General features: G+C 37.6%; 15 protein-coding genes and 2 tRNA genes. 6 read left to right on the plus strand and 11 right to left on the minus strand.

The window, feature by feature from the left end; all coding sequences use genetic code 11:
- The first annotated feature begins 663 nt into the window (after positions 1–663).
- Together WKF69_RS05095 and WKF69_RS05100 are read left to right on the plus strand one after the other, a co-directional pair.
- Positions 664–1668, plus strand: a complete 1005-nt coding sequence (locus WKF69_RS05095; RefSeq protein ID WP_340380033.1) for a type IV toxin-antitoxin system AbiEi family antitoxin — start codon at positions 664–666, stop codon at positions 1666–1668.
- Positions 1668–2510 (plus strand): nucleotidyl transferase AbiEii/AbiGii toxin family protein, encoded by an 843-nt coding sequence (locus WKF69_RS05100; protein WP_340380035.1) that lies wholly within the window; start codon positions 1668–1670, stop codon positions 2508–2510. Before WKF69_RS05095 ends, WKF69_RS05100 begins: the two co-directional genes overlap by 1 nt.
- 424 nt (positions 2511–2934) lie before the next feature.
- Here WKF69_RS05100 and WKF69_RS05105 read toward each other — a convergent pair whose 3' ends face one another.
- From WKF69_RS05105 to WKF69_RS05155, 11 genes are all read right to left on the minus strand, one after another.
- Positions 2935–3423 (minus strand): amidohydrolase family protein, encoded by a 489-nt coding sequence (locus WKF69_RS05105; protein ID WP_340380037.1) that lies wholly within the window; start codon positions 3421–3423, stop codon positions 2935–2937.
- Between the two features lie 149 nt (positions 3424–3572).
- Positions 3573–4334 (minus strand): hypothetical protein, encoded by a 762-nt coding sequence (locus WKF69_RS05110; RefSeq protein WP_340380039.1) that lies wholly within the window; start codon positions 4332–4334, stop codon positions 3573–3575.
- A gap of 28 nt (positions 4335–4362) precedes the next feature.
- Positions 4363–5589 carry a type 1 glutamine amidotransferase domain-containing protein gene (locus tag WKF69_RS05115; RefSeq protein WP_340380041.1) on the minus strand — a complete coding sequence of 409 codons (1227 nt, stop codon included), beginning with the start codon at positions 5587–5589 and terminating at the stop codon, positions 4363–4365.
- A gap of 331 nt (positions 5590–5920) precedes the next feature.
- Positions 5921–6238: a hypothetical protein gene (locus WKF69_RS05120; RefSeq protein WP_340380043.1), complete on the minus strand. Its 318-nt coding sequence runs from the start codon at positions 6236–6238 to the stop codon at positions 5921–5923.
- Positions 6229–6861, minus strand: coding sequence for an NAD-dependent epimerase/dehydratase family protein (locus WKF69_RS05125; RefSeq protein ID WP_340380045.1), 633 nt, complete (start codon positions 6859–6861; stop codon positions 6229–6231). The genes WKF69_RS05120 and WKF69_RS05125 overlap by 10 nt, the downstream gene beginning before the upstream one ends.
- 28 nt (positions 6862–6889) lie before the next feature.
- The gene (locus WKF69_RS05130; RefSeq protein ID WP_340380047.1) at positions 6890–7555 is read right to left on the minus strand and encodes a hypothetical protein; all 666 of its coding nucleotides are present in this window, start codon (positions 7553–7555) and stop codon (positions 6890–6892) included.
- Between the two features lie 87 nt (positions 7556–7642).
- Entirely contained in the window at positions 7643–8221 is a 579-nt protein-coding gene (locus WKF69_RS05135) for a Crp/Fnr family transcriptional regulator (RefSeq protein WP_340380049.1), read from the minus strand.
- Between the two features lie 1260 nt (positions 8222–9481).
- Complete coding sequence (locus tag WKF69_RS05140) at positions 9482–10918, minus strand: RagB/SusD family nutrient uptake outer membrane protein (protein WP_340380051.1); 1437 nt, start codon at positions 10916–10918, stop codon at positions 9482–9484.
- A gap of 11 nt (positions 10919–10929) precedes the next feature.
- Entirely contained in the window at positions 10930–13956 is a 3027-nt protein-coding gene (locus tag WKF69_RS05145) for a TonB-dependent receptor (protein ID WP_340380053.1), read from the minus strand.
- A 506-nt stretch (positions 13957–14462) separates the two neighbouring features.
- Positions 14463–14552: transfer RNA gene (locus WKF69_RS05150), tRNA-Ser, on the minus strand.
- A gap of 186 nt (positions 14553–14738) precedes the next feature.
- Positions 14739–16748, minus strand: a complete 2010-nt coding sequence (locus tag WKF69_RS05155) for an HDIG domain-containing metalloprotein (protein ID WP_340380089.1) — start codon at positions 16746–16748, stop codon at positions 14739–14741.
- A gap of 244 nt (positions 16749–16992) precedes the next feature.
- Here WKF69_RS05155 and WKF69_RS05160 point away from each other — a divergent pair.
- The 4 genes from WKF69_RS05160 to WKF69_RS05175 form a co-directional block, all read left to right on the plus strand.
- Positions 16993–17066, plus strand: a tRNA-Arg gene (locus WKF69_RS05160).
- A gap of 183 nt (positions 17067–17249) precedes the next feature.
- Positions 17250–18929, plus strand: a complete 1680-nt coding sequence (locus WKF69_RS05165) for a sulfatase-like hydrolase/transferase (protein WP_340380055.1) — start codon at positions 17250–17252, stop codon at positions 18927–18929.
- A 73-nt stretch (positions 18930–19002) separates the two neighbouring features.
- Positions 19003–19845, plus strand: coding sequence for a M23 family metallopeptidase (locus WKF69_RS05170; RefSeq protein WP_340380057.1), 843 nt, complete (start codon positions 19003–19005; stop codon positions 19843–19845).
- 93 nt (positions 19846–19938) lie between these two features.
- Positions 19939–20238 (plus strand): hypothetical protein (locus tag WKF69_RS05175; RefSeq protein ID WP_340380059.1); only part of this gene is annotated, 300 nt, incomplete at its 3' end.

Raw genomic sequence — 20238 nt, forward strand, 5'->3', positions numbered from 1 at the left:
TTTAGGTGGTCAGTTTGCCACGGAATAGGGTGGTCAGTTTCACCGGAATATACATGCAACAGGTCTCCTGATCTTATGAGTAATTAACGAAAATTCATTCTTAGACAATAACAGTCTTTTAATCAGGGAGAATTTCATATGCCCAAGGTTTAGTGAACTTTTTGTACAGGAGGATAGTATATGATAAAGGCAATTCTCATGCCGTTGCGGGATATTCGTCTGAGGTTCGTGTGGAGAGTTTTCCAATAATATGGTCTCCTGATTTTGTATAAGTATGCTGTTTATAGAGCATATCCAGCTAATTGCCAAGAAATTACGATTTAGTTGCCTTAACGCTCGCTATTCTTCAGCTATATTTTTGCCTGAAAATCTAGAGTAGTTACAGGGAAAAAATCTCACTTCATTTTTTCCGTCATTACCGAGGCATACAGTCGTTTCGTCATAGTATTCAAAACGAATGAGTAACGTTGATGGGTTTCCTCTGGTTGCTTATAATTAGTCCAAGATGATTTAAAACATCGTTTATCTCAGGAGGTAATAAACTGTAAGTAAACTGAACACGTTTGATGATGAAGATACAGCCAGTTTACTTACCAATTATTTGGAATTATACTCTTTGTTCATTATTTTTACATGTTCACGTTACGTGATCAATTGAGATAAATGAACACTAAAGCACTTTTTGTAGGGCACCAGGCCGTGGACCGTTTCTCACAACACACCGGTATAAAAGCTGTATTCTCTCCTTCTAAAGGAGCGGACCAGTTTTTGGATGCAACCATTAAGTTTATCGATCCCCGATTTGATGAGGTTTTCGCTGTTGAATTTAAAAGCGAAGTTCGTAACCATCACTTACCTGATCTGCTGGTTTTGAAAGAAAGAAGCAAAAGGCCTTTCATTCTGATAGGTCAAACGATTTTCCCATCTGTTAAAGAGTATTTGCGAAAGCATAAAATCAATTATGTTGATATAGCCGGCAACACAAATATCCAAACGAGCCAGGTTATTATATACATAGATGGCCAAAAATGGAAGGATGACACCCACCCGGTGCAGTTGAATCGGGCGTTTACCAAAACGGGCTTACGCGTAGTATTCCTGCTTTTAACGGATCCCGGTGCCGTCAATTATTCTACCAGACTGTTGGCAGAGAGGGCAGGTGTTTCAGTAGGGGCGGTAAACAATACGATAACAGGATTGCAGACGATGGGTTTTCTTCGTCGAATCAATAAAAGCAGTAATCGGATCGATCTGCGCGACTTACTTACTGAAAGATGGATCAGTGGTTATCAGGAGCGATTAAAGCCAGCTCTGCACCTGGGTAATTTCCGCTTAGCGAGTGATGTTCATGGCTGGGAGAAACTCCGGTTAGATGCTGGAAGTTATTGGTCCGGGGAAGCTGCTGCTTTTCTAATCCGGAAAAAATTGATACCCAAAGTCGTCACAATTTATAGTGGCCTTTCTAAGATTGAATTTATGATCAAGAACAAGCTGATCCCGGATGCCGAGGGGCCTATTACGCTCTATCAACGCTTTTGGAACGGCCAGCTTGGAGACATAGATAAACATCTGGCGCCAGTGCTGTTAATTTATGCTGATCTCACAGATACCATGGATCCACGTTGTATTGAAGAGGCGCAGGAGCTTATTAAAGAAAACAGTTTCTGATGTTGAAAATAGATTTTACCAGGCTGCGTAGCGAAGCCTTGCCGGATATCATACGGGCTTTTGAGGAGTGTCTGAATCAAATGGAAATCGACTACTATCTTATCGGGGCACTCGCCCGCGATGCCTGGTTCCAACAAGAGGATATCGCTAGTCGGCGAACTGCCGATGTTGATTTCGCAATCCTTGTTCCTGAAAGGGAGAAATTTGATGACCTTAAACATTTTCTCTCCACGGAAAAGGGTTACGTCGAGACTAAAAATAATTCCTTTGCAATGATAACGCCAGGCGGCATTACAGTCGACATTTTGCCTTTCGGGTCAATTGAAATTGATGAGGAAGTAAACATAGCAAATGGCCATACGCAGGTAGCTACAAACGGATTTAGAGAAATTTATCAGTCAGCACTTGAAAGTTTTGAATCGGAGGACGGAGATGTCAGGGTCAAAGTAGCGTCTTTGCCGGGAATAGTCCTGTTGAAGCTTATAGCTCATGGGGACCGTCCGGAGATAAGGATGAAAGACCCGGGCGATATATTAGAAATATTCAAACACTATTTCGATCTTAACACAGCCTTTATTTTCGAAAATCATGATAATGTATTTGAAACGGAGCAAACTCTTGAAGTGATATCAGCCCGGGTGATTGGCCGCGAGATCGGAAAGATCGCTTCAGGTAATTCCGCACTGTACGCGCGAGTTTTAAGCTACCTGAATGGGGAACTTGAGAAACGGGAAAATAGCTCCTTAATCCGCTTAATGCTGCGTAGCGAATATGGGTACAATGAAGAAGATATTATGTTGATGCTTAGAAATATGGCTGAAGGGATAGAAGAAATACAATAGACCATAGGAGCGCCTGCTACAACTTTACAGGTTTGCCAAGTATACTTAGGAAGACCGGTGAAGACATACAGTAAACACTCAATGATCAAGGCACATTAAGCTATTGCCTGCAAATCTGAAATATCCTTTGCAAAGACTTTGTAACCTTTTGGCGGAAAATTCCTGATCTCTACCTTTCGATTTCAACCATCCCGCGGAAGCCTAAAAAAAGAAAAGCGGACTTTAACGTGGTTCAAAGTGTAAAAGCAATGAAAGATTCAAAGAAACTCTTCGGCTACATCAATAAATTTCTTGACGAAAAGGCAGCAATTGAAATAATTACCCATTTCACATTCCCAGGCACCAACATACCGGACCTTACAATTTTTAACGGCTTATTATTCGATCCTCTTGGGTATGAAGGAACCGAGGAAGATAGAGGTTCTTACCTTGCCAAAAATGTACTTAGTGAGGAATTTGGTTTAGATAGGAAGGTGAGGATTAGGATAAGCAGGCTTTTTAATCCACAAAAAAACTGATGTCTAATCAAAGGACTCACAATAAAACTATATAAAACCTTAACGTTCATATGGAAACTTGAAGCAACCGATTGCGTGTAATTTTTAAGTTCCTCTAATTTGCCTTTATCATAATAAATTCCATTTAATATTACACCATTAATGGTTTTAGAATAAGTTATGTTTTCTAAAGGGTTTTTATTCAGCATAATTAAATCCGCAATTTTTCCTTTTTCTACTGTTCCATAGCTTTTTTGCGCTCGGGCAAATTCTGCCGGAATAATAGTTGCGCTTTGCAGTGCCTTTAAGTTTGACAAACCACCTTTGGTTAAATCTTCTAATTCAGTATGAAACAGAAATAGCCTCTTCGGATCCAAAATTAATTTATTGATTATCAGTTGAACTCTAATAATCATCTTACAGTACTTTGAAATCGAGACGATCTGGGTCTCCTTGATTCGTTACTTTATCATATCTGAATATTTAAATTAGCTCGGAATATCCAATTTGTTACCGTCTTAAATACAAGGGAAGCTTACAGAGGACGATATGAGTATTATTAAATCTAATCTGTTCCACCACCAGAAAAATAAATTATCTGAACGAAACCTAAACTATTCGAAAACATATGTAACCCTAACGAATATATAAAACCATAATGCATTCTTACGTACCCATAGGTTATTGCAGACACTAATTTTGGTAATGTAATTAATGGGAGAAGTAGTAGATGTTTTAAATTTAATTCATAATTAAAAATATGTATGAAGGCAAATGTGATACAGAAAAAGTAGAATACCCATTTGAAGTTTCTTTTCCAAAACCTATCCAATCCACTTTTTATTTTCGGGTTAGACGTTATGATAGCATAAGGTATAAGTATTGTTAACACGCCAATCATTAAACGAATCTCAAAATGATTATCAATGTTACTCAATTTAGTTTGGTAGAAACCCTTTGTGACCATATAATAGGCTAAAACCCCTAACGTTAAAGATAAATATACTTGTCTAAATTTTAACGATAATCTAAATGCTATCTCTTCAAGCAAAGGAAAAATGATAATACTCAACAAAAATATTGTTCCGGTAGAATATAATTCGAGCCACCTTTCAGTAGTTTTATTTACTGGATCATATATTAATGTGGCTACTATTCCAACTATGATGGTTAAAATTATTTTAATCACCACAATATTCCAGGTTCCACTAATATTTTGAAGAATAGTATTTTTATTAGATTCTATGTAAACTGGGTTTAAAATGTAATTTTTAAACTTTAAGAATTCTATATAGTAATGCTTTGGATTTACGAATCTTAATTTCATTTTGAAAGTTTTGGTATAATATTTTGGGCTACTTGCTCATAGTTTCAAGTAAGCTTTTTGCCTTTTCAATTAAAAGATTTCTCTTCACTAAATCTTCCAGTAATTCTTTTGCTTTATCTTTAGCACCTAATTTATTATATGCAATAGCTCTTTCCATCTGTATATTTTCATTAAAGAAAAAATCAGATACCAAATCAACAATTGATAATGATACTCTGAGCTTTTGCTCATCCTCTTTTGAATATGTTAACCCGTAATAACCATACATACCAATCAATTTGATGTCGTATTTTCCATTGTTTTTCAACAATTCTTCCCGTGCCCACTTTTGTTCGCCGTTTAAGAATCTCTTCACTAGAAACATACTTTTTTCATCAGGATACTGGACTCTGCTTTTAGGCTGAATACCTATTGCTTTTACGATATCTTCAGCTACCCATGTTGTGGAATAAGGATTTTGTCCAGTCACGAAATTGCCTGAAGTAATTACAAAGGGAAGCATGTCCTCACCTTTTTTGTATAGCGTGCCTCTTTCTATTAACTTGGTTTCTAAGAGATAGGGAAATTCTTTCACCCATACTTCCCCAAACTTTTCCTCTTCACTATTACAGAACCCTGTTATTTCTTTGTTTTTTACAATAAACTCATTATCTACTTTAATATTTAGGAAAGCTGCAGAACCATGGCAAACTGATGATATAACGCCTTTATTTTTATATATTTTGGAGATAATTTCTTGCAAAGAGGGATCAACTGGTAAATCGAACATTGCCCCTTTCCCACCAACAACATAAACTGCATCATAATTTTTATCTACTAATGAAGCGGTAGATAACGTGTTTTCTAATAATAGTAGAGCTGTTTTGTCTTCCAGAAATCTCTTATTGTATAACTTTTTGGGACTGTATCCGTCCGCATCCACCTTTCCACCTTTAGGACTTGCAACCACTACAGAGATATTATTATCGATAAAAATATAATAGGCTTGAGTAAATTCATCCATCACAAAACCTGGTCTGCTTTTACCAGCATCTTTACCATAGCTACTTACTACCATTAATATTTTTGATGTTGGGTTTTTAATTTCCTGCCCAACCACCATTATTGAGCTAAAGAATAGATATAAGCCGAAAGTGATGAAATATTTAAACTGAGTTTTCCAGGAAGGCTTATCTTCTTTAGCATATTGTGCTTTAAGTTGTAATGAACTCACTAAAAACAAAGATGACACAATGGCAATAACTTTCTTTTGCATATTTTTTAAGAATTAAATAATTGCAAAAGTAGATAGATGGTAAGCTGAAAATCGTTCACTTAAGTTAAGAAAAACTGTTACCCTATTTCTTCTTTTCAATTGTCTGGTTCGCAACCGACTTAAGGATTGGGGTTTTATACCTAAATAACTTGCTTATTGATGATTCCACACGTCTGGTTTCTAGTGTGAAATTTAACTATGGCTGATGTATTTAGTTTATTTTTGTGTCACCCTATTTCAGGGACATGACAAACTATAGCCGAAGCTTACAACATTCTGCCATGCTCGTACAAATCCATGTTATGTGCCGTTTTTTTGTCAGTTATAAAGTCTATTTAATTGTTTTAAATGATTGAACCATTTCCTGAATACCTTTTTGGTAAGGTGTGATTTTGAAGTAAGGGAAATGTTCCATAAATTTTTCACAACTCATTTCATACTTACTTTCAAATTGATAAAGCATTTCTTCTACTTCTGAAATGGGCGGAATGAAAATGGAAAGTATTTTACGCATTAGTTTGGGAACATAGCCCACTTTGAAATCTGTACCTAATGATACATTCAACATTTTATTTGCTTCTGCAAAAGTGATAGGCTTGCCAACGGGCAAATGCCAAACTTGCCCATAAGTGCTGTCGTCTAAAGCCAATGCCACCAAAGCTTTCCATTGTCTCCGCTGTAAGCGTAAGTATGTCCAATATCCTTTTTTCCTAACACTTGTGGAGCTTTCCCCTTTAGCATATTTTGAAGAAAAGAAATGTAGAAAGGGCTATTTACCGCAAACTCCCCATAAAAATCTGCTGACCGCCCAATCACTGCTTTAATTCTTTTTTCTGCTATTGCTTTGAGTAATAAGTCGGCAGTATTTTTTCGGGCAATTCCTTTTTTTGTAGTTGGATGTTGAGCATGCTCTTCAGTGAATGGAACAGACAATGGAGCAGGTCCGTACATATACACATTGTCAAAGAAAATGAGTTTTGCATCTGTTTTTTCGCAAGCAGTAATTACATTTTCCATTAGCCTAAGCCAGTCTCTTTGCCACACTTTTGATTGATAGGGTAAGCCAACACATAAATAGACAAAAGAAGAATTTTGGATAGCCTTTATGGCTTCATCTTCGATTAATAAATCAGCTTTAATGGTTTCTATTCCCCCCAGCTTCGTTGTTCTTTCAACCGCTCTAACGGTTAGGTTTCTTTTTTTTAATTCGTGGGTTACTGCTTTGCCTGTTGCACCCGAAGCACCCAATACTGTGTGAATTTGATTTTGCATTTTGTTTATATTGATGCAGTTTGAAAATTTATTTTCCTCCTAAAGTATATCCAATGGCTACATTAAATATCAATGGTGTGTTTCCTATGCCAATATTTGCAACTTTCAAATTTTCAGTTTTGTTAAGAAATTTATTTGTGTACGAAAATTCATTATTGTTTAAACTAGAGCCAACATTTTGCCACCACCTCATACTGCTACTGGTGGTTATTGCTTGTAATAGTTTATTACTGCTATTTTTGAATGGAAAATAACGGTAATATATACCAGCGCCCAATGTGTACGTTTTGTAATCATCTATTTTGTTTTCATCGTTTTGCTTTTGGCCATTATAGTAAACTTCCCAACTATGAAGTTTTGGTTCAAAACGGACATCAAGGTGGGAATTGATGCGGTATCCGATTCCAAAACCTGTAGAATAAGGGAGATGTAACGATAACTGCTGATTTTTATAATCGCCACTTGAAGGTGGATCAAGAGAAAACCCGTGGGAATATTCAAACATCATTCTTTTAGTGGTATAATTAAATTCTACATTACCCCCTTTTAAAAGGGCAGGTTGAATTAAACCTGCCAAAACAGAAAATTTATGGGAATATAGAAAATTCTTCTTACCGGTTAATGATTGTGCGTTTGTGAATTGAGAAATGAGGCAGGTTAAACTCACTGCAAGCGTTACAATTGAATTTTTCATTTTTGTAATGTTTTTAATTGCTATAAAATTTTGACAATACAAAAATGCTAAACCTATTTTCGATGGATGTTCACCTGAGTTAAGAAATTACTTTTGGTCAAAAATTCTCTTTCTTATACGGCTTAATGATGGTGGTTTAATACCGAGGTAAGAAGCAATGTAGTGTTGTGGTATTCTTTGAACTACTTTTGGTCTTTCATTAATCAAATTAATATACCGTTCCTCTGCCGTGAAATTTACCAGCATTTCACTTCTGTGTCTGATACCCAAAACAGCATTTTGAGCCATTATCCGGCCAAATCTTTCAAATTTTGGTATATTGGTATAGAGTAGTTCTAAGTCGGTATTTGAAAGTAATAATAGTTCAGTTTTTTCCAGTGTCTCAATATTTTGATTGGTTGGCATACCTGTTAAAAAGCTTGCATAGTCAGCATACCAGCCATTTTCAAAAAAAAATTCTGCTGTGTTTTCCTGTCCATCTATATTGTAGTAGTAGCGCAGGCAACCGTGGTTGATAAAATAGGCATATTTACAAACCTGCCCTTCCTGTAAAACCAATTCTTTTTTGTTAAAAGTTTTTACTTGTAGTTTACTTATAAATTGCTCCTGCTCACTTTTATTAAGTGATATAAATGTAGAAAGGCGGTTTAGTATTTGGTTGTACATAATTGAAAGTAAAATACGAATAGGCTTTTTTTATTGCTGTTGTTACTAAATTGAGCTATCACAAAACTGTAACATCTCTGCCAACAATATCAAGTGTATTTTATTTACAAGTTCTATCCATAATAGAAAGTATGTCTGCGAAAATCAGATTTAGCATTATTACTATCCACAACGTTGAAGTTTGATTTTAATATCCATTGTTTGTTGAGTTAAAAGTTAAACCCAAAATGAAGTCCCGGACCCCCCAATAAAAAATTTTGACCATTTATCGTCACGCTGTTTAAATGACTCAGGCATTTTGGTATGGTAAAGTCGATGTGTAGCTGCGATAGAAGGGTAGGATTATCTTTTGCATATTTTAAATGATACTGCAAAAGTAGACAGATGGTAAGATGAAAATCGTTCACTTAAGTTAAGAAAAGCAGTGAACCTATTTCTTCTTTTCAATTGTCTGGTTCGGAACCGACTTAAGGATTGGGGTTTTATACCTAAATAACTTGCTTATTGATGTTTCCACACGTCTGGATTCTAGTGTTGTATTTAAACATGGTTGGTTGATTTTGTGTCACCCTATTTCAGGACAAGACACTTTTAATAGAATCGTTCCTTTTTTGACGGTGCGAAAAATGTCTAGAGAAATAAGGGTTTTTTTCTCCTCTTCCGTGAGGGGCATGTATTTGGAAATAAAATCAAAAAGAAGGCTATGCATATTTCTGTTTTATAAATCTGAATATTTGCAAAATTTCCACCAACCAATTTCGCATTTTCAATTGATTATTAAGCATTCATCACCAGAATATCTTGTCTAAAGATATAAATTCGAGCAATTCAGTTTAACGTATTAAAGTTTTACCCCTCTCATTTACGATTCTAGCTCTAATCCTGCTTAATGACTGCGATTTAATACCTAAAAAGCTCGCTAGTTGGTTTTGTGGTACCTGTATTATTAGGTCTGAAAACCAAAACCTTACCTTAATAGATGCAACATTTGTTATTCTGTTAGAAATAAAATGTTTTAATTCTAAAGATGGAATCTTAAGATGTCTATGCCGGTGAAATTGTGCGCCTATTTGCAAAAAGGGTAAGGCTGCAGAACTAATAAAATCACTGTATAGTTATAGATAAGGCAAACGGTGGGTCCAGCCCTGCCTAATGCATCACTTTCCCTACCTGATGCATGCCCTGAATGCCATATTAGACTATTTTCAGGGGGCGCCTGGGCGACTTGCTAAAACTATTAGATACATTTTTCTTATTTAATTAATTATATCCCGGATTTTGGTCGATTTTGCTGACACTGATTTCAGCCTGCGGAATTGGATACAGCATTTGAAAATCTTGTGCGGCTTTCCCTCTAGCTAAGGCACCACTTATAAATTTTCCGTGTCTAAGTAAATCTTCGCGACGAAAACCCTCGGTGAAAAACTCCCACAAACGCTCACTCAAAATTGCATCTCGGAAGCTGTTTTTAGTAACTGTGCCAAGGATAAGCAAAGAAACATTTGCCCTGATACGCACCCTGTTTATTAAGGTTATACTTTCAGCATTAGGCCCACTTATCTCATTTAATGCTTCAGAACGTGCTAATAAAATATCCGAAAACCTTAATTCAGGAAAATCATTGTTAGCATCAGAGCTTAATGAATTAGGATCAGGAAAATATTTGAAGCTTCTGGAATCGTTTTTACCTAATAATGTAATAGTTGCCCCGGCAGCAGTTTTATATGAAGTAAGAATACATTCTTTACGCTTATCATTAGTTGGGAAAGAATTTACAAAACTATCATACAATTTATAGTTAGATGCAAAACTCGCCTGATTACTCAATCGCGGGAACGTTGCCGGGAAAGATACAGCCATCCATTGGTTACCCTGGCCTGCCAAAGAAATACAAGGACTAACATAAATAAACTCTTTATTGATTTCATTCTCGACCTTAAACATATTAACGTAATCTGGAAACAGATCGTAAAGATTTAGGTTCATTACCATTTGTGCCGCATTAGCGCATTTTTGCCATTGCTTTGTATTTAAGTAAAACTTAGTTAAAAAACCTAATGCTGCACCTTTGGTGGCCCTACCATACTCAGCTTGTTTCGTAGGTAATAAGTCTGCTGCCTCAATAAACTCCTTTTCTAGAAACGCATTCATCTCTGCCTCAGATGCTCTTTTAATTTCCTTAGATTCTGTAGAGGAAATACTTAAAGGAACAGGACCGTACCAAATATATAAAAGGTAATACATGTAAGCTCTTAAAAACCTCGCCTCTCCCTGATAAGCTTTTTTCTTTAAATCGCTTAATGGGGCATTATCAATATTATCTAATAATATATTAGCATCTCGTATAGCTCTATATTGTTTATTCCAACATTGATCATTGAACCAGCTCATTGTTGGATTCCACGTGAAGTTATACAGCTGTGCTGCATTTCCTGCTACACCGCCCCCGGCCTGAAACATTATGTCAGTAGGCAACTCCCCAAAATTTATTTTTACATTCATTGGGAAAGTGTTGAATTGGGCATTGCTATATGCCGAGATACTTAAAGCATTTATTCCTGCTTCGGTACTTAAAAATTCTTTTGTAGAAAGCTGAGAAAAGTTATCTTCTTCCAACGCTTTTTTACAAGACGGTGCAGTACTTATGAATAAAATTATCCCTAAATAAACTAGCTTATTAAATATTTTCTTTTTCATGATTATTATAATTATAAACCGATAGTTAAACCGAATAAATATGTTCTTGCTAAAGGATAAGCATTAAAGTCTGCCCTAACATTTCCGTCGCCATTAACACTCACTTCCGGATCATATCCTGAGTAATCCGTCCAGGTTTTTAGATTTTGCCCGGTAACAAAAACCCTTGCAGAATTTATGGCTTTAAACTTCCCTAATGGAATTTGATAAGATAACGATACATTTTTCAATCTTATATAAGAGGCATTTTCAACTGTCAGTGTATTTATCTTTTGCGCCGAGTAGGTATTATATCCAACTGCTGATGGCCATTTATTGGTTGGGTTAGTAGGCGTCCAGCGGTTTAATATAGGATCGGCAAGCTGGTTTCTCAACGGATCATTTGGAAATATTGCTTCTAGAAGATTTTGATTTAAAATATCAACACTTCCAACTCCTTGTAAAAAAACATCCAGATTTAATCCTTTATAACTAAATGTATTACTTAAACCATAAGTTAGCTCGGGTAATGGATTGCCAATCAATGTTCTGTCTGCAGAAGATATTTTCCCATCACCATTTACATCCTCAAACTTAAGGTATCCGGGTTTTGCAGTAGGTTGCGCAGAGGCAGCAATATTATCAACCGTCTGAAAAACTCCAGATACCCTATATCCATAATATCCTGCCAAAGGTGAACCTGGTTGTATAACTGTAATCTCGGTTGTAAAGGGTAGATTACCCGTTAGGATTTGAGTAAGGGGCCCAATATTTTTTACCTTATTTTTTAAAGTAGCCAGATTAGCAGTTGTTGACCAGTTGAATTTACCAGTTATATTACGTGTTTCAAGCAAGAATTCCCAGCCTTTATTCTCAATACTTCCAATATTTATCAACCTTGAAGTAAACCCAGTTGTTGCACTAGTTGGTAAGTTAAGCAGCATATCTTTAGTGTTTTTTCTAAAATAATCAACAGTCAGATTAATTCTGTTATTCAAAAAGCCCATATCAAGACCAAAGTTGAGTTGTGCTGTTGATTCCCATTTCAGGTCCGGATTTGGTATTCGGGTTGGCCCTTGTCCTACCTGAGATATGCCTCCAAGTGTTGCCCCGCCAGAATTATTGAACGTTGCTATAGAATTAAGGTTACCGATATCCTGATTACCTGTTAATCCATATCCGGCCCTTAGTTTAAGCTGACTGATCTGATTAATATTTTGAATGAAGGGTTCTGAACCAATTTGCCATGCTCCGGAGAAAGAAGGGAAATAACCATATTTATTATTCGTACCAAAACGCGATGAACCATCTGCCCTTATTGTCGCAGTCAAAAGATATTTGCTTTTATAATCATAATTTACACGACCTAAAAAAGATTGCAGTTTATTAGTGTTCTTACTACTGCCTACTTCGGATAGTGAAGTACTTCCCGAACCCAAACTGTTTGTGCCATTAAGGTCAGATGAGAACCCTACGTTGCCGGCATTGAAAAAGTTATTTAAAAAATACTGGTAAGTGTATCCGCCAAGTACATTAAAATTATGGTCACGTATTTTTTTAGAATAGTCTATTGTTGCTTCACCCAAATAATTAGATAATGCACCATTATAAATCGAACCAATACCACTGTTATTCAATCCTGCCTTTGTATCTGTAGATACGTAAATATCTTTTCTTGAATTATTATAATCTGAGCCCAAATTTAGTTTTGCTTTTAAACCCGATATAATAGTGAATTCTCCAAATAAACTTCCAAAAGTTCTATTTGATGCCTGTATAGCATCCACTCCATAAGCTACTGCAAGTGGATTTTCCATATCAATATTATAATATTTTGCATATGCACCGTTAGCATCGTATGGGGATACTGTTGGGAAAAAATTAATTGCAGAACTAATAATTCCAGCTCCTGCATTCATTCCAGTTCCTCCAAATGCAACAAAGTCATCATTTGTTAATGAAGTATTAAGATTTAGGCCAAATCTAAATTTATCCCCGGCTTTAGATTCTATATTAAGCCTGCCAATATATTTTTTAATACCTGAACTTATAACTAAACCATCCTGATCATAATAATTCATTGAAACAAAAAACTTAGTATCCTCATTGCCTCCCGAAAAAGAAAGGTTATGATTTTGAATGGGTGCACTCCTGAAAATAAGGTTTTGCCAGTCTGTTCCTGCACCAATAGCTGCAATGTCTGTAGTAGAAAATGGGGCAGTCCCACCTCTTGCTACTCCTAGTTCATTTTGTGCTTGGATGAATTCTGCAGTTGTTAGAATATCAAGTTTTCTTGCAACTTCCTGAGTTCCGACATAGGAGTCATAAGTAACTTTAAGCTTTCCTACCTTACCCTTTTTAGTAGTAATTAGTATAACACCATTAGCTCCACGGGATCCGTAAATTGCTGCAGCTGAAGCATCTTTCAATATTTCGATAGATTCGATATCATTAGGATTTAACGAATTCAAAGGATTTCTGGCCTGACTACCACCCGGGAATCCACGACCTGCACCTCCTGCGATTGGAGCATTATTATCTATAGGTAAGCCATCGATTACATACAGCGGGTCATTTCCTGCATTTACAGAACTTGCTCCGCGTATTCTTACAGATAATCCGCCACCTGGCTCAGAACTCGTTTGAGTCACATTTACACCCGCGGCCCTTCCAGATATTAATTGTGTCACCGATACGTTTACCCCTTTATTAAAATCTTTAGAAGACAAGGATGTTACGGCTCCTGTTACATCGCTCTTTTTAACAGATCCATAACCGATAACAACCACATTCTCTAACTCCCGAGCTTCAATTTCCAAGTCAATATGTAGCTCCGAATTTTGCGTAACTGTTATTTCACGAGTTTTAAAACCCACATAGGTAAAGATTAGTGTTTCCGGAACTGTTGCATTAATACTAAAACGACCGTTCACATCAGTTTGAGTTACCACATTATTTGTTTTAGACTTAACTGAAACACCAATTAAAGGCTCTCCATTGTTCTTAACATCGCCTCGAATTATTTCCTGAGAAAATAAATATTGATGTTGAAAGATCAATAGAAGTAGTATTAAAATTCTTCTAGTTAACCTTTGATTAAGAGTAAATTTTACTTTCATTTTTTCTTGGCTTTAATTGGTCAATGTCGTTTTAAATAAATGACTGCACAAATTGTAAACTAAAGATAAGTTCAAGAAACATCCTGTAAATTATGGCTTATATTATAACAATTTTGTATAAAATATTAAAGGTAACAGTGTTTGTGGTTAACGAAGTTAGTTGTTCGAAGCTGGCATTAATTCAGAGTATCTGCCAGATTAACTTACATAAGTCTACAGCCTATTCGAAGTTATTGAGAATTATTATCTGAGAGCCCTGGGATGAGCAAATGAGTCCAAGTTTCTGACATGTTATTCCACACGAAGCTTTATTGTGTCTGAGACAAAAAAGCGAGCCTTATAGTCCCACGGGGAGATCAAAAGTGTTACCTAAAGTGTTACCTACACATTTATAAATGCATAAAAACGCCATCTAAGGTGTATAGATGGCGTTTTATTGATATTGCTGGCGGAGAGAGAGGGATTCGAACCCTCGGTACCGTTGCCAGTACGACAGTTTAGCAAACTGTTCCTTTCGGCCACTCAGGCATCTCTCCGTTTATCGTTGTAATATTTTTTAGTTTAGCTCCGAAGGAGTCCCTATGGGACAAACTGTTCCTTTCGGCCACTCAGGCATCTCTCCTTTGAAATAAAAAACCCTCTTTCGAGGACTGCAAATATAGTAATTCAGTCAGGCTGGCAAAAAATATTTTCACTTCACTTGCATTTATTTTTAGTGGGGATTATTTCTCGATCTGATAGTCGATCCTCACATGATAGATCCCCATCAGCATGGTCTTGAAGATCAGCTTAATAGTTTCAATATCCTTTAATGTGATGTTGCTGTCAGTAAGCTGGTGCTGATCGAGTTTGTAGTCGATTATGCGCTCCACCAAGCTGTTTATACTTGTCGCATCAGGCTCTTTTAAACTTCTTGAGGCAGCTTCTACAGAGTCAGCGAGCATCAGTACCGCCGTTTCCTTGGAAAAGGGGATAGGACCGGGATAACGGAATGTATTTTCATCCACAAACTTCTCCGGGAAGTTTTTAAGAAAGGATTGATAAAAGTAATCCACCCGTGTGTTTCCGTGATGTGTACGAATAAAATCTATCAGCATTTCAGGGATATGATTTTTGCGGGCTATCTCAACACCTTTGTTAACGTGCTGGATAATGATTTGCGCACTTTGCTCATACGAGATCGTGTCGTGAGGATTAGCGCCCCGGTTCTGGTTCTCGATAAAATATTGTGGGTTTACAATTTTACCAATATCATGATATAAGGCTCCTGCACGCACAAGAAGAGTATTTCCGCCGATCTTAAAGATAGCTGCTTCAGCCAGGTTCGCTACCTGCAGAGAGTGCTGAAATGTTCCGGGGGCTTTAAAAGCCAGGTCACGCAACAGCCTGGAATTTGTATTCGTCAATTCCATAAGAGTTACATCGGAGGTTATTCCGAACATCCGTTCAAACGCATAGATCAGGGGGTAGGCAAGCAGGGAAAGCAGTACAGAGAAAATAAATGGTATAAAGTTCAGCCATTCGATATCTGAAAGTGAACCATCCCGGATAAGGGAAATACCCAGAAAAGCAATGAAGTAATTCAACAGGATCAGTAAAGCGGATATCAGGAACTGTTCTCTTTTGATCAGGTTCTTGATGCTGTAAATAGCAACCATTCCGGCAGAAACCTGAAGAAAGGCGAATTCGAAACTATTAGGCACGAAGAATCCTGCGATCAGAACGACCAGCAGATGTATATTAAGTGCGAGGCGTGTATCAAAGAGTATCCTGATAATGATCGGGACAATACAGAAGGGTATATAGTATATGTTGGGGATCTTGAAACGGACAGCCCACGATAACGTCAGCAGCATTCCGGTGATAATGAGGAGGATTAACGACATCTGCCGGTTGTCTGCATAGATATCCTTCCGGAAAAGGTAAAGGAAGACAATTAGCAGGGCGATAATTAAGCCAGAGATGAGAAACTGCCCAAACATGATAAGATTACGGTTACCCACCACCTTTGCATCATCCTCGTATGCAGCTCTAAGGGACTCGAGTTTCTGATATATTTCAGCGCTTACCCTGGTTTCCCTGGCCACTACGAGTTCACCTTTTTGAACCATTCCTCTGGTGGTAGATATGCTGTTCAAGGCATTTTCTTCCTGCTTTTCCGTTAATGGTTCGTCATAGATATAATTTGGCTTAAGGTGGTTTTTAGTAAGCTCGAGAAGCCAGTCCTTATTTTGGATCCGCACGTTTCTTTGAAGTGTGCTTTTTACAAATGCCAGAGCAGCGTCAAGGGTAAAGGCATCTGCTGTGTTTAGTTGTGTACTGACGTTGTTGGTGAGCAGGCTAAAATTATAATTAGGACCGAATCGTTGATATTTTTTTACCTTATCATACAATCCGCGTTTGTAGATCTCATTCAGCAAGCTGTTGGCATATGCATTATAAGTAGCTTTATCCTCGTCAGGAATTCCGGATGACTTCCATATGATCTCAAACTCAGAATTTAGTGCATCAATAGCATTCTGTACCGCTTCAGGGTCTTTCTGGTAAATTGGCAGAACGGATTTTAAGATATCTTCTCTGTCTTTTTCGATCTCCGCATTCGTTTTCTTGATGGCAAAACTGTACGGAGAGAAGAGATCCTTTTGCATCCATATCTTACCTCTCTCGTACTCAAACCGGAAACGCGCTTGCTTTGGCAGGAACACAGTTATAATGACCACACATAACCCCATCATCACAAACTTGATATTGGAGCTGTATTTCCTGTATATAATGTGATGTAATTGCCTTTTAAATCGTGCCAAGGGTGTGGAGTTTGATCAAAAGTATGAAATTTTTTTGCTATGAGCCATGGGCGGAAGGCTGTGAGCTTTTTTACTCTTTATTTAGTGCTTGAGTTCATTTCCCAAAGCCCACCTGTCATTTCTCATCTTTAATTTGTCTTTTTACTACATTTTCATACTTTTGTCGAATAATGCGCCCATAGCTCAGCTGGATAGAGCAACGGTTTTCTAAACCGTAGGTCATAGGTTCGAATCCTATTGGGCGTACAACCCGTTTCGCTGAAGGTGAAACGGGTTTTTTGTAACACAACTCTTTCCATCCGCTCTTACAATCTACATTTCTGTTAGTTTTTACTTTATTTATTGATACCGGTAGAAAGGAATCACTATTATCTTGGATTAACCAAATCTCCTGGGATTAAATAAATACTAACTATACTAAAAGTTATTATGAAAAATGCAATAAACTTTATAGGCATTGTACTGATAGGTATTGGTCTAATTAGCTGCAAAAAGCTTGAAACACCAGACAGCACGAAGGAGCTTACTGTTTTATCCAGAAAAAACAAAGTCGGAGTTTCAGCACTGCCTGATAAACCTAATGTACTTTTTATTGTAGTAGATGATTTGCGGTATACATCTGTAAAAAGACTGTTTGAAGAGGCAGGATTAGAACCTGCAGATCCTGCTCATGGTAACCGGGGCAATACGAATAATATGGTTCCTAAAACTCCTAAAATTGACGCGCTCATCGACGGGGCTAATGCTGTTACTTTTACAAATGCGCACGCTAGTGCTGTAGAGTGCAGTCCGTCCCGCACGGCCCTTCTTTTTGGAAAATATCCACATGAAAGTGGCGTATACAGGAACGGAAACAACTGGTGGACAGGGGTTACAGATGGTAACGCACTTACACGTCAATTTGTTCAAGACTCGAAGTATAAAGTATTCGGTGCTGGAAAAGTATTCCATAACGGCCCTTCTGCAGAGGGAAAATATTTTAATTCTGTAAACGCCGTACCGCCATACAACAATTTCAGAGAAACCACTTCAAGTATCAGCGGAAGTGGATATTCTACAATCGCACCTTCAACCGATAAGACTGGCTATGAGTTTCAGGTAATAAAATTAAATAACCCAAGTGATGATTTCAGTCTTGATCCAACGAAGAATGTCACTGAAGATGCAAAGGCTGTTACTTTTTGCATTAATAAAATGCAGAGTGTGGTTGACCAAAATGTCGGCTTACCGGCTTCGGGCAAATCCTCGTTTTTTGTTGCATGCGGACTGCGGCGCCCCCATTCACCACTTATTGTTCCTGATAATTACTTTACAAGTGCCAATACGGCTGTTACTCCTAAAGTACTCCCGGTTGATACAGCTGCACTTCCTCCAAGAGCTAAATACTTGATAAATAACAATCCTAGTATCGGACCGGATGTTTTAAGGCAAGACTATCCAAGTGATTGGGGAAATTATTTAAGGGCTTATGCGGGTGCCGTTAGTTACAGCGACGCACAAATAGGACGACTGATTGATTTTATCGACGCCAATCCTGTTTTGCATGATAATACAATCATTGTGCTGATCTCCGATCACGGCTTTCATCTCGGCGATAAGCATCATCTTAAAAAAACTACATTATATGAAGAAACTACCCGGGTTCCTATGATTTGGCGTGTTCCGGGGCAGGGTGTAGGCGACGATAAATATTGCCGTGTGCCAGTAGATTTGATGTCAATTTATCCCACGTTGATGGATTATTGTAATTTAACATACCCTCCTGGCATTTCCGGAAGGAATATCCGTAACCTGATAACGAATCCAGGAACATCTGCAGATCCTAGTCCAAGCGGAACCGATGTGGCGTTGACGGAGATGGATCAAAAATCTTCGTCAATCCGAACAGTAAATTACCGATTTACCCAATATAATGATGGCGGCCCCAATGGATTAGCAGAAGAACTGTACAATCACAGAGGCACCGCATATTCGTTTGACCCATGGGAGGCAAGAGACCTACGAAATAAATCTCCTGAGCCAACCCTTTTAAAACCTCTCCGAAACAAGAAAAATATACTCATCCCAAATTGGGCTCCTATGGTGTCGGGAGGTATTGCTAATGAATAATGTTCAAAAATATAATGTTACGGGAAAGCCATAACCCTAATAAAGAGAGGCACAAACCTTTTATCAAATTTTTATGAAACAGATTAAATTGAAAGCCTTGTTAATGATAGCAAGCAGCAGCTTATTTATTTACTCAAGTTGTAAACCTGAAAAAATAGAACCGCCGGAAACAATTGTTGAATCAAATAAAAAGCAGGTATCGACACTGTCTTTGAACGAAAACGCTGTTTCCACTGCGGCGGCCAATGTCTACTCTACTGCTGCCGGCACTAATGTAATAGGAAGTATTGGAGTAAACGAAAACCTGGAAGCTGGTAATACATCGGGTAGCAGGACCTTTGTTACCTATCGGACTAGCGGTGCGGATAAGTCGGGATGGGCAACTTCGTCCGCTGTAAAATTAACAACCTGGATGTGGCCAGTCCAGGTAATGAATACTACGCAGGATTTTAATGATTATAGTTCTTCGCGCAACGGGTATCACCTGGCGATAGATATGACCAGTTCCCTGGATTTGGACGCTATATATGCCGCACATGTAGGAACGGTGGTTTACGCTGGCTATTCTTCGGGTAACGGTAACCATGTTATTATTCAGCACAACAATGGAGATAAACCCACTGTCTTCACCTTATATTGTCATATGTCATCTTTAGATCAGTCTATAGTAAATGGTTATCAGATAGCAAAGGGGGAAAAGATAGGGGTGATGGGATGTACCGGATCTTGCACCGGAAAGCATTTGCATTTCTCGATTTACGGCCGCAATTACAGCAGTGATCCGTATGGCTATACAAGTTCCGGAGGCACTACTGTTTCACGCTCAGACAGTAAGATTGTAATGAGCTATAGCAGCGGAAATGTGACTTATTACGATCCTCAGTATGTTGTGAGAAATAGCGGGAGTTTACCATAGTAACACGCTTCATAACAACCATAACAGGGTTTCACTTCGATATCGGTATAGTTTAATATTGAATATAATTAATCCAACTAAACAAATAAAAACATGAAAAAGCAATTTTATTTTCTTTCTCTTATGGTATGCACTTTTGTGGCTTGTACAAAGAGTCCCATAGAGTCGTCAGATGAAATTACATTATCAACCAAAAATACGGCTAAAACTTCAGCTGCAACTTACACTGCTAGCCTTGATGTTGAAAATGCAATATTATTAAACGCTTGTGGATACAATCCCAGAAATTATATACTGACAGAACCCTGGTCGCAACCACATGATCCTGATATCCAGCTCGGGCTTGTTAGCTCTAAAGCTAATATTATCCGTTATCCTGGCGGTACATTTGCC

Source organism: Daejeonella sp., from assembly GCF_037719425.1.
In the GTDB taxonomy this organism is placed as follows: domain Bacteria; phylum Bacteroidota; class Bacteroidia; order Sphingobacteriales; family Sphingobacteriaceae; genus Daejeonella.